General features: G+C 33.6%; 10 protein-coding genes and 1 pseudogene. All 11 read right to left on the bottom strand.

Features of this window, described 5'->3' with window-relative positions; genetic code table 11:
* Window positions 1-2: 2 nt before the first annotated feature.
* Window positions 3-1,061 carry a PTS fructose transporter subunit IIC gene (locus AC4BC5_RS10070; protein WP_490495266.1) on the bottom strand — a complete coding sequence of 353 codons (1,059 nt, stop codon included), beginning with the start codon at window positions 1,059-1,061 and terminating at the stop codon, window positions 3-5.
* Between the two features lie 25 nt (window positions 1,062-1,086).
* Window positions 1,087-1,401 (bottom strand): PTS fructose transporter subunit IIB, encoded by a 315-nt coding sequence (locus AC4BC5_RS10065; RefSeq protein WP_490495265.1) that lies wholly within the window; start codon window positions 1,399-1,401, stop codon window positions 1,087-1,089.
* Between the two features lie 14 nt (window positions 1,402-1,415).
* Entirely contained in the window at window positions 1,416-1,880 is a 465-nt protein-coding gene (locus AC4BC5_RS10060) for a PTS sugar transporter subunit IIA (RefSeq protein ID WP_490495264.1), read from the bottom strand.
* Window positions 1,873-3,801, bottom strand: a complete 1,929-nt coding sequence (locus AC4BC5_RS10055; RefSeq protein ID WP_490495263.1) for a BglG family transcription antiterminator — start codon at window positions 3,799-3,801, stop codon at window positions 1,873-1,875. The genes AC4BC5_RS10060 and AC4BC5_RS10055 overlap by 8 nt, the downstream gene beginning before the upstream one ends.
* Before the next feature lie 533 nt (window positions 3,802-4,334).
* A pseudogene (locus AC4BC5_RS10050) lies at window positions 4,335-4,567 on the bottom strand (transposase); the annotation flags it as partial.
* A 583-nt stretch (window positions 4,568-5,150) separates the two neighbouring features.
* Complete coding sequence (gene pepF / locus AC4BC5_RS10045; protein ID WP_490495262.1) at window positions 5,151-6,971, bottom strand: oligoendopeptidase F; 1,821 nt, start codon at window positions 6,969-6,971, stop codon at window positions 5,151-5,153.
* Between the two features lie 79 nt (window positions 6,972-7,050).
* On the bottom strand, window positions 7,051-8,007 hold the full coding sequence (locus AC4BC5_RS10040; RefSeq protein ID WP_490495261.1) for a competence protein CoiA: 957 nt from the start codon (window positions 8,005-8,007) through the stop codon (window positions 7,051-7,053).
* Between the two features lie 171 nt (window positions 8,008-8,178).
* The gene (locus tag AC4BC5_RS10035; RefSeq protein ID WP_490495260.1) at window positions 8,179-8,892 is read right to left on the bottom strand and encodes an adaptor protein MecA; all 714 of its coding nucleotides are present in this window, start codon (window positions 8,890-8,892) and stop codon (window positions 8,179-8,181) included.
* 153 nt (window positions 8,893-9,045) lie between these two features.
* The gene (spxA, locus tag AC4BC5_RS10030) at window positions 9,046-9,444 is read right to left on the bottom strand and encodes a transcriptional regulator SpxA (RefSeq protein ID WP_016174349.1); all 399 of its coding nucleotides are present in this window, start codon (window positions 9,442-9,444) and stop codon (window positions 9,046-9,048) included.
* 588 nt (window positions 9,445-10,032) lie between these two features.
* On the bottom strand, window positions 10,033-11,748 hold the full coding sequence (locus AC4BC5_RS10025; RefSeq protein ID WP_490495259.1) for an ABC transporter ATP-binding protein: 1,716 nt from the start codon (window positions 11,746-11,748) through the stop codon (window positions 10,033-10,035).
* Window positions 11,749-11,994: 246 nt separating this feature from the next.
* Complete coding sequence (locus AC4BC5_RS10020; RefSeq protein WP_490495258.1) at window positions 11,995-12,693, bottom strand: TIGR00266 family protein; 699 nt, start codon at window positions 12,691-12,693, stop codon at window positions 11,995-11,997.
* Between the last annotated feature and the right edge of the window lie 121 nt (window positions 12,694-12,814).

The following is a 12,814-nucleotide window of genomic DNA, read 5'->3' as shown; positions in this document are numbered from 1 at the left end:
TATTATTTAACTTTGTCTTCAATAGTATTAACATTTGGTTTTGTGAAGTGTAAAATCGCTACAGATACCAATGTTCCAACTAACATTGCAATAACGTACCACAATTTTCCATTTACAACAGGTAGAATAATTAATCCACCGTGAGGAACTAGTGCTTCAACACCATTTGCCATACTAATAGCACCACCAACTGCACTTCCAATAACAATAGCTGGAAGAACTCGTTTCATGTCCTTAACTGCAAAAGGAATTGCTCCCTCTGTGATACCAATTAATCCCATAAAGAAAGCCGAAATCCCTAAATCTTTATCTTCTGCCGTATATTTCTTACGATCAATAAAAGTCGAAATAGCCAACGCTAATGGTGGAATTGCTACTGCCACACGGTGAGCCCCATTTGGTGCATAAACTCCTTCAGCCATTAAAGCCAACGTAAAAGCTGTCGCTGTTTTATTTATTGGTCCACCCATGTCAATTGCTGTCATTGCTCCAATAATAAGACCTAAAATAATCGCACTTCCACCTTGCATTTCTCCCAATATTTTGACTAACCAATCCATTGCAGCACCGATTGGAACAGCGATTATATAGATATAAATCAGACCTAAAGTAAATATTGTAATGACAGGAACAATCAGTATAGGCATGATTGTTCGAATAGTTGCAGGAACTTTCCAAGTTTTAATCCATCGGACAAGATAGCCTGTTGCAACCCCCATAATCATCGCACCCAAGAACCCTGTTTGAACTTGTTGTTCTCCAATAGGATTATTAGCAATATATCCTAAAATCATTGCTGGAGCTAACGCTGGTTTTCCTGCTAGTGAATTAGCAATATAACCTGCAAGAATCGGAATCATCATGGCAAAACCAGCCAATCCCATATCTAAAATATTTTTCATAAAAGGATTAGTAACTTCCATTCCCGCATCAGTCGCCTCACCTGTTGCTAAAGATACCGCTAGAAAAATACCACCTACTACTACAGCAGGTAACATGAACGAAACGCCTGTATTAAACGCTTTTTGTAAATCTTTCCAGAATTTATTTTCTTTTTTCATGCTGTTTTTACTCCTTTAAACTAGTTTATAGTTTTTCTGCTTTGTCAATTACTTCAGCTGGATGTTTGATTGCTTCACCAGGATCAATATTAATTATTTTTCCATCCGCTTCTTTTTCTTCAAAGCGTTCCTCACCTTCAATACCGATAGCTACCGCTAAAATGACGACATCCGCAGCATCAACCTCATCCTGCTCCAATTCATTTTCGATACCCATGCTGCCTTGTGTTTCAACCTTCACTTCATATCCTCTTTTACGACACTCTTTTTCAATTGCCTCTTGTGCCATATACGTATGGGCTACTCCTGTTGGACATGCTGTAACTGCTACTACTTTCATACTAAATTCCTCCTTTAAATTTCAATTGAACTTAATTGTTCAAAAATCTCATTTTTATTCTCTTTACTTAATAATTCCGCTCTAAATTCATCATCTAATAATTTCTTGCTCAATTGGGAAATAAATTTCAAATGTAATTTCCCTTCACTTTTTTCTGGGACACCAATCAGAAAAATCAAACGCACAAGTTCTTCTCCCTGTTCTGTCCATTTTATTTCGTTAGAAGTTCTGACAAATGCAATAAATGCTTGTTCAACTGCTTCGGTTTTACCATGCGGAATAGCAATTGAATAACCAATAGCTGTTGGAACTTCTTGTTCACGTTTTTTAACAGCTGTATAAAGAGATTTTTTGTCTGTTACATAACCTATTTTTTCTGCATTTTCCACAATAAAATCAATCACTTCATCTTGATTTTTAAAATTTTCATCTAAAAAAATCAATTCTTCTGAAATAACATTTTTTGAAATTTTATCCATTTAACCCACTCCCAAATTTTTTCAATAGCCCGCTTTTAGAAGACTCTATTCTAAGCTGTTTTAAGATTTTAGAATCATCTACTAAGTTATAAATATCTGATAAAATCCCCCTAGTATCTAATGTATTTTCTCTTGAAATACATATCAAAAATACAATATCTACATAATACTTATCCCACTTAAATTTTTTCTTGTTTTTTACAACTACTACTGTTGTCTTTTTTACATTAATTGGATTACCATGAGGAACTGCTGTTCCAGAAGGTAAATCAGTACCTCCAAATTTTTCTCGATGAAAAAGACTTGTCACAAAATCTTCTGTTACATAGTTTTTTTCAATTAGTTTGTTACCAATATTTTCAAATAATTCTTCTTTTGAAGAGAATTCTGTATTAACATAAACAAAGTCTGGTTCTACAAATTTTTTTAAATGATGAACACTAATTATTGGATTTATCTTATGAATACTACTAGGGTGATATCCCGATTCCTTTATTTTTTTTATATCCGTTTCTGTCAAAAATGGAGAGACGAATATAACTTGTTTGTCTGAGATATCTACCTTGATAGTGGATATAATTAAATCAAACTGATCTAAGTCAAGATGTTCTAATTCTGCAACAGAAGCTACTTCAATCGAATCTAATGAAGGAATGATATTTTTAATTCTATTTGTTAATAGCTCAGATGTAGCAATTCCCATCTGACATACAATTAAAATTTTTCTATTAATTTTTGCTCGTTCAATTGCTGATTGAAAATAAATAGTCAAAAACGCAATCTCATCTTCATTGAAAGAAATATCTAATTCTTTTTCATATTCACTAAGCACAACCCAGATTACATTAAAGGTTAAAGAAAATTCCGTTTTGATATGTTCTGTAAAAGGGTTTTCTGTTTTATTGTTCGAACGCAATCGATAAATCATTGGCGGGATATGGTTTATCAGTTGCTCTTCTAATTTTTCATCATTAGAAAAATCAATATTCAATGCTTCTGACACTTGATTTATTAACTTATTCACTAACTGATTATCAATATTTTCCTCAGGAAGTGACTCAAATCGATTAGAGATTAAATGTTGCGAAAAGTATTTCACATCTTCATTTGTGTAAGAAAAATTCAAGCGTAATGTCGCTCTGTGCAATAATCGAACAGCACTTTCTTCAAAAAAAAGTGTATCATCTGAAAATCTTGTTACTCGACTTTCTTGAATATGTTTATTATTTAAATTACGATATACTAGAATGATATAAATATTTAATACATTTTGTACGTAATAATCTGAAATAGCATTGACATTCTCTCGAACATAGTTGTATAAAATATTAGTACATACTGCGATAATTTTTTCACCATAGTAAGGTTCAAGAAGATTCATTTTTTTAGGAATGGTTTCCTCATAATACAAATCTGAATTACTTAATATATAACGATTAAATTGGAGATAAGCCTTTTGGATATCTACTTCGCTTCCATAAATCCGAGTGCCGTGTGCATCACTTTTTAATTCAATATTTGATCCCGCTTTAAGTATCTGCATGATGAATTCTAAATCTCGTATAATTGACGTCTTGCTAACCATATACATCTCTGACAATTGATTAAAACTTACTGTACTTTCTTCAATCAACAAAATTCGCATAATTTCGGTACGTCTAGTGACAGTATTGTATAAATCAATCTTTTCATCATGTGCCTTCTGAATATCTTTCTCCTTCAGTTCCCTAAGAACTACCCCAACTCCTCTCTTTTTTTCAAAGTATTTACCTAAACTTTGAATATAATCTTCTAACTCCTTAAGTTCAGAATGAATAGTTCGTTTCGAAACACCTAATTGTTTTGCAATATAACTCACTGTTAGAAAATCATTTTGTGATTCAAGTAGTTCAAGTAACTCCTTTTGTCTTTTTTTTAACATATGATACGCACATCCTAACTTCAGCAGCTTTTTTCTGTTAGCGTTATCATCTAGTACACTTACAGTATAGATAGGTCTTATATTTTTGAATATTACAATTATCTTCAACAAGTTTTTATAGCAACCGTTTACTTGTTGCAATTCCCACTAAAAAAAACCAGTATCAGTATAATACTAGCTATATACTGCTTAAATTTTTTTCTTTGGAAATAAGTTATTTTGCAAAAGAATGGTTTAATTTATCTATAGAAAATTCTATGATATTCCAAAATAGATTTTGCTGTCATTTATTATATTGATTCAAAATCCTTTAATTTGTTCAATAATAAAATTTTTTAAACTCTGATAATCAGAAATATTTTTTCTAAACAATATGAGTATATCTTCAACTTAATATATTTGATATATTAAAAATCCGAAAAATCATAACCACCCTTTAAAAAGGCGGTTTACTCTAAGACTATAAGCCCCTGTTACTAGCTAGACTCTCAAGCTGGCTTTCACTTTGTTCAAGCCACATTGGTTTTATCGACTTTTGAGTAACCCCTAAAACTTGAAACGCTCATTTTTAGTGGAATACTTAAAAATAAGTGTACATGCTCTAGCATCATATGACCTTCGATAATTTCAACTCCTTTATAGCTACATAATCGTTTTATAAGCTCTTATAAACTTACTCGATATTGATCATAAATTATTTTTTTCTATAACTTGGAGTGAATACAATATTAATTAATTCAGCTTTTTTGAAGAAAAATTTCACAATTAATGGTCTCTCTCCATTCGATTACAGAAACTGTTTCTAGTGTTGGAGCTATTCATGGTGCTACAAATTTAGATAAAATTGGCGATATTCAGAAATTTTCCACTCCTAAAAAATTAGTTGCCTATGCAGCACTCGTTACTTCCAAATACAATCCTTTTATGATAGATAAAACGAGCAGAGGAAAAACACCCTCTCACAGCGATTGGTGCAGTTTCAAGAAGCTACGCTATATTATTCATGCAATTTTAACGAAAAATAACCCCTATGAAATTCGTCAATAGTGCAAAAATTAAGCTCCTTGCTGTTTATTTGTGATGCACTTATTCGTTATTTTTCATTCAGAAAGTTTAATTTTTTTCGCTTGAATTTATATAATTAGTCTTTCGTTACTATGCGGTTGGACTAAATAAATTGTAAAGCTAGTGAGAAGATTTTCTCGTCTAATTTTTGAAGTTCCATCCATATAGCAGACGTTTTTTTATTTCGTATTCTACGCGAGCTAGACTAGACCTAAAGACGTAATAAAAAAGGAATGAGACAAGCACCCATCGGCGTTTGTCTCATTCCTTTTTTTAAGTAACACTTAGTTTTTTTCTAATTCTTCGACCAAAGCTTCTAATTCATTCAAACGTTTTTCAAACATCTTCATCGCGTCTTCAATATAATCTGCTTTTGTCATATCAACTCCGGCTTTTTTCATGACTTCGATTGGATAATCACTATTGCCAGCTTTCAAATAATTCACATAGTTTTCCAAGGCTTCTGGACCTTCTGATAAAATTTTTCCGGCTAGAGCAGAAGCAGCTGAAAAACCTGTTGAATATTGGAAAACATAATAATTGTAATAAAAATGCGGAATGCGTGACCATTCTAAACAAATTTCTGAATCATTTGTTAGTGCCGCTCCATAATATTTTTTATTTAATTCTCCGTAGCTTTCGCTTAAAAATTCACTAGTTAATGGTGTGCCCTTAGCATCTTCCACATGCATAAAATGCTCGAATTCTGCAAATTGAGTTTGACGGAAAACAGTCCCTTTAAAACCATCTAAATAATGATTTAAAACATACGCACGAACTCGAGGGTCTGTTTCTGTTTCTAATAAATGTTCAGTTAAAATATTTTCATTGGTAGTTGAGGCAATTTCTGCTAAGAAAATCGAATAATCTCCATACACATAAGGTTGATTGCTACGAGTAAAATAACTGTGTACGCTATGTCCCATTTCATGAACAAGAGTAAATAGCTGATCTAATGTGTCGTGCCAATTCATTAAGATATATGGCAACGTATCGTAAGCACCAGAAGAATACGCACCACTCCGTTTTCCTTTATTTTCGATTACATCAATCCAACGATTAGCAAATGCTTCTTTTACAATAGCTAAATACTCTTCACCCATTGGCGCCAAAGCTTGAATCGCCTTTTCAACTGCTTGTTCATAGGTATAACTAATAGGTGCTTCACCCAAGAGCGGAGTATACACGTCATACATGTGTAACTCATCAACTTTCAACAAACGTTTACGTAATTCCATATAACGATGCAACAATGGTAAATTGTGATTTACTACTTCTACTAAGGTGTCATAGACACTCTCTGGAATATGATTACTACTTAAAGCAGCTTCACGTGCTGACTGAAATTTTCGAACTTTTGCTTGATAATTATGTGCTTTGATATTGGCACTTAATGTAGAAGCAAACGTATTCCGAAATTGTTCATATACACTATATAAACCTTTAAACGCAGCTTCACGTACACGACGGTCAGTGCTTTCTAATAATTGTCCATAGATGCCATGTGACAATTGAATTTTTTCGCCATTTTCGCCTTCAATCGTTGGAAAGACTAAGTCAGCATTATTTAGAACAGAAAAAGTATTACTTGGTGAACCAAAAATTTCACCCGCTGCTGCTAACAACGCTTCTTGTTCTGCTGGTAAAACATGCGCACGATTGTCTACCGTTTGTTTAACAAAATGACGGTACACTTCTAATTTAGGCTCTTCTTCAAAGTAGCTCCAAACAACTTCATCACTTAAAGTTAGCAACTCTGGTTCTAACCAAGAAATTGCTTCACTAGTTTGAGCCAACAAACTGCTTGCTCGAGCATATAATGCTTGATAAGTGGTATTGGCAGTATCTTGATCATTTTTTAAATGGCTGTAAACATACAATGTCTCTAATTTACGAGATACATCTAAGACATACTCTAAGGCTGCTAAAAAAGCTGCGCCTCCATCTTTTAACGTTCCTTTATAAGATGAAGCGTGCGTTAATTCTTCTTGCAGCTCTGTGAATGCCACTTCAAAAGCTGAATCATCCACAAAAATTTTCGTTAAGTCCCATGTGGATATTTCTGCGACTTCTTCACGTGTCGGTAATTGTTTTGTTTCTGACATATAGGTTTCCCTCCTCTTAAATAAGACCAGTGTATCACATTTTTTCTTATCTGCCATAGGGAAACTGTTCAATCAATTTCTACTTATGCGTGAGCTGTTGACATTCTTGATAGACTAAAACCAATATCTCTTTTTGCGAAACTAAGGGATATTGCCAAGTAAATTCTAGATGCTTTAAAAGCTTTAACCATTCTGCAAAATTAGACGTTCGTGTATAGCAATAGCGCAAAAACAAAAGATTGTCTTCAAAGAAAAAATAAAAAGCACTTACTTGATAACACCACTGGGGTAACACTTGAATGTTACCACCAAGAAGATATATTTTTTGTTGTAAGCGATGAATCTTGGCATCGGCTAAAAATAATTTTCGTTGGATGTGCTGGCGATATTCGATAAAATCCCATACCAAAGAGGGTGCTTGACAATCTGCATACATCAACAATTGTTCTAAAGACTCCTCCATACACCGCCATTTCTTTATTCGATAAAAATAGCCTAAGCGAAAATGATAAGTAATCGCATAAAATAACCTAATTTCTTTTCGTTGTGCAGTAATTCCCCAAAGATAAATTCCTTTTTCTGGAGCATATGTACAAAATGCTTTCTGCAATTTTCCCCAGCGCCGTCGTGGTAACAGCTTTTCCCCAAGTAACCACCAAGGTTGGTAGCCATACCTCTGATAGTTTCTTGTTCGCTCAAAATACCGTTCAAACGAAAGGGTCGAGCATTGGATTTCAATAGCTAATGAATTCACTAAAATATCTGGTCGTTGCTTCAGTTGCGGCAAATATGCTTCAAGTTGTCCACCACTCCATTGATGCATAAATGATTTACTCATTAAATGTTCTTTGGTTTCACCTTCACTAAAACTAATACATTGCCTACAAGTAATATGCGCAAAATGTGGTAAGTTAATCCGCCCTTTCTTTAAAATCACAGGCTCTTTACAGCCAGGACAGACAAAGGGTTCTTTAGGTCGTTCTTTCAAATCGCTAGCAAATTTTTTAACACCTGCTTTCGTTTCAGCAACCAACATGAACTTCACCTCTTCAACACTATATACGAAAAAAGACAAGAAAATTTTTTCCTGTCTTTAGCTATTTATTCATGTTGTCGGTATTGCTCTTCCTGTTACTAAAATGACATGTATGATTTTAATCAAAAAAAGTGACAGATAGAAATACAAAAATTTCTATCTACCACCTTTTTAGTTAAGGAAATAACGTTTAGTCATTCCTATCGCATCCATTTCCATGATTCTTTCTCCATGTTCGACTAAGTAATCAGGCGTTACGGTACTTTTTCGAGCAAATTCAGAAAGAAGCGCTGTACGATTTTCAATTTGCTTATCGCTTAAAGTGTCTTCTAAGAAGAATACATCTAGATAATACATTCCATTCATTAGGTAAAGATTCGTCGTTGTATCCTCTAATTCAATTTCTGTAGCTAATTGAATCATTGCTTCAAAAGAGCCTACTTCAAATACTAATTCACGAGTAACGGGTGCGGATTCTGTTTCATTTTTTTCTTTTTTAGCAGGTAATTGATTTTTAAACCAATCCATCATTTCTTCTTGAGAAAATCCTTCATAAGACTCTGGATCTTCATTTTTTAACCAGTCTGTAATCTCTTCTGGTGAATAATAATCTCCATATACCTCATAAGGATCCATGTTTTCAAGAGAAGCATTTTTACTAATAAACAATTCTAGACCATCGCCTTTAGGCAACACTTGAAAAGTAACGGCTTCGCTCCCTTTGAATTCATCATTCACATCTACTTCTTCTAAAATACTATAAAAGAAATTTTCGATTTCCTTGTGATTTCCCAGTAAGTCTAAAAAAGTGATTCCTCTAGCAGCTAAATCTTCGCTTTTGATTAAGACACGGATTGTGTTCTCATTAATATGTTCCATTTCCATATTAGCTACACCTCACTTATCCTTCATATAAGTCCATTGTAACGGATGGGCTAGAAATGTAAAGAGAAAAACATTACAAAAGCAAAAGACACAAGCATTCTTAAACAAAAAAATAAGACAAAAACCATAATATGATTTTTGTCTTACCGACTTCTATAATCCTGCCATTAGTTGTGCTTGTCTTAATTCTAATTGACGAACATCACGTGGTAAGAAACGACGAATTTCATCTTCGTTAAAACCAACTTGTAAGCGTTTCTCATCAATCATAATTGGGCGACGTAACAAACCTGGATTTTCTTGGACAAGAGTTAATAATTCTTTAAGTGGCAATTCATCAAGATCCATGTTCAACTTTTGAAAAACCTTTGAACGAGTCGAAATGATTTCTTCCGTACCATCTTCAGTCATTTGCAGAATTGATTTTAATTCTGAAATATTCAATGGTTCAGAGAAAATATTCCGTTCAACGAAAGGAATTTCGTGCTCTTGTAACCAAGCACGAGCTTTTCTACATGAGGTACAACTTGGGGAAGTATATAGTGTCAACAACGTGCATCACTCCTTTTTAAATTAAAAACAGAAGAACCATTTGTTTCACTTCTGTTTTCATTATAACGCACACGATTGATAATTACTAGTGTTTTTCGCAAGTTTGCAAACAAAAAAAATGTTATTTAATAAAAATAAACCTTATGATTATCCGCATTTTATCAATGTTTTTTCTATTTTTGAATAATTTTTATATTTTTTCTAACTTTTTTATTATTATGTAACAGACTGTAAAAACTGTTATATAAAATCATTCATAACTGTGAAATTAAACAACAACCCTCTTCCAAAAAAGATTAACTCCTTATTGAAAACTAGCTTCCTTCAAGACAATATATTCAAGGGATTCGTCAATTATCCTTCCATTTTTCCCTATAAATATTTTTCGTTATTTTAAAAAAAAACATTGACAAAAAAAGATACGTAAGTTTTTTTTGTGTTACTTTTTCCAAGAAAATTCCTATCAGCAAATTTTATAAAAAAAAAATTATGAGTAATTGCTTTGTATTCTCTATAAAATATCAGAAAAATAAAAAAAAGATGTGCAATTCATTCATTTTTATGAATTGACACATCATTATATTGTTATTAATTATGAAATTGCGCATTATAGAGCTTACGATAATGACCATTTTTCGCCATTAATTGCTCGTGCGTACCTTCTTCAAGAATTCCGTCTTCACTCATAACAATGATTCTTGTAGCATGTTTAATTGTGGCTAAACGATGAGCAATAATTAACGTTGTTCTGCCTTCTGCTAAAGAATTTAATGATTCTTGAATCACTTGTTCTGTCTCGGTATCTAAAGCAGAAGTTGCTTCATCTAAAATTAAAATTGGTGGATTCTTTAAGAACATACGTGCAATAGCCACACGTTGACGTTGACCACCCGACAATTTCACGCCTCGTTCACCAATCATAGTATCTAAGCCATGACTCATCTGAGCAACTACACCCTCTAAATGTGCCAATTTCACCGCTCGCAAAATGTCTTCTTCAGATGCATCTAAATCGCCATAAGCGATATTTTCACGAATCGTTCCTGGAAATAAGAAAACATCTTGTTGCACTGTTCCAATTTGATGACGTAAAGAAGTTAACGTCATTTCTTGTATATCTATTCCATCAATAGTAATTTGGCCACCAGTTACATCGTAAAAACGTGGCAACAAATTACATAAGGTGGTTTTCCCTGAACCACTTTGCCCAACAAAAGCTACCGTTTCACCGGCTTGAATATCAAGTGAAATGTTTTCCAACACTTTTGTATCGTCAGCATATGCAAAGGATACATTTTTATAGGAGATATCTCCCGTTAAATGTCCCACTGGTTTTGCACCCTGTTTATCTTTAATTAACGGTTCTTTATCCAGTTCTTCTGTTAAACGCTTGAAACCAGCAATCCCTTTAGGATAACTTTCGATCATAATATTCACTTTTTCAATTGGTCGTACAAAAACGTTTGATAACAAGATAAAACCTACAAACTGTCCATTTGTTAATTCGCCTTGGATGGTATAATATGCACCAAAAATTAAAGCAAATAAGTTAATCAAACGAATCATTAAATAGTTGTAAGCTGAACTAACACCCATTACTTTGTAAAATACAATTTTTGAACGGCGGTACAATTCACTTAAACCATTAAAACGTGCAGCTTCATAATCTTCTTTGGCAAATGATTGTGTCACACGAATACCACTAACAGCAGCTTCAACTCCCGAATTAAATTCGCCTAGATTATCATAAATATCTGTATTGACTTTGGTCATTTTTTTATTGAAAAAGACCAATGCAATCGTAATTAATGGAATTAAAGCAAAAGTTGCAATAGCTAAACCTACGTGCATGCGCATCATTAAAATAAATGATCCTACGAGAGTCATTACGGTAATAAACACGTCTTCAGGACCATGATGGGCTACTTCTGAAATTTCAAAAAGATCTGTGGTTAAACGACTAATAACTTTTCCAGTTTTTTGATTATCATAATACTCAAATGATTGCTTCTGTAAATGGCTAAATAATTCACGACGCATGTCGGTTTCAATATTGACACCTAATTTGTGCCCATAATAGACAACAATATATTGCAAAATCGTATTGATAACATAAAAAAGCAAAAGCCCTAAACACGCCCAAATGACATAACGAAAATTATTCTGTGGCATAATTTTATCAATCACTTGATTCACAGCTACCGGAAAAGCTAACTCCAATAATCCGGCAAGGACAGCGCAACAAAAGTCCAATAAAAATAACGACTTATACGGTCGGTAATAGCTAAAAAATCTTTTTAACATGTACTTCCTCCTTTCACATAACATTAATTATAGAGAAAGCACCCAAGAAAAGCAAAGAGCCAAGCTCAAAAAAACAAGTGTTTGGAAATACTTCTTGATGAAATATTTCCAAACGCTATGCCCTGTCAAACGTAATTCTTCAATTTTTGAACGATGATTTGCTTCTTTCAGAGAAGCTTATTCGTTGTGAATGATGTAAAAGTAGTCGTTGTGATTTTTAACGCTTTATTAGGTAGCGTGTTTTAATTATTTTCCACCAGTCGGTAAATAACTTTGTAAAGATTCTGCTAAGTTACGGACATTTCTAGTTTGTACATACACTGTTCCTGAGCCGTTAAATTCATTAACAATCCCTTCTCCAGAGGTAAAACCAAACATTCCCGAAGCAATCCGAATGTTATAATCTAAATTCGCAGACCAAGCTAAAACATGTTCATTATCTACGGTTAACGGCTTTCCAGGTTCAACGGTTAATTCAACGATATCTCCAAAACTTGAAATTAATAAATCACCTGTACCAGAAGTTTCCATGACAAACAAGCCACCTGTACCTGCAAAAATTGCTTTGCCCACATCTTGACGTACCATGTTATAGTGCACCGATGAATCAGAAGCTAAGTAAGCACCTGTATTTAAGCGATATTGGGCTAAGCCAATGGTTAATTTTTGAATTTTCCCAATATTACTTGGTGCAACAGCTAACTCGGCTTGATTCCCCGTTGCCGTTGCTTCAGTGATAAACATTGATTCTCCTGAGGTAATCGAACGACCAATCGCAGACATTAAACCACCTAATCCCGAACGATTATTGCTGTTCATTCTACCTTTGATTTCGACATTGCGTGAATAAGCCATTGCGCCTCGTTCAATATTGATTACATCGCCCAGCTCCATCTGAATGACTGCCATTGGATACGCTGTCCCACCTGTTAATTCAAAGTTCATTATAACGCCTCCTTGTAAAAATATATTGTTGCTTTTAGTATACCAGATAAATGTAAAAAGCAGCTTGAATGACTCGAAATAACGTTACGTTTAGACCTTCTTCAAATTTTGTAAGTAGTCT

This window comes from Enterococcus sp. AMC2644 (genome assembly GCF_058216475.1).
Note: the sequence above shows the minus strand (reverse complement) of the source record. Positions and strands in the feature narration are given on the sequence as shown.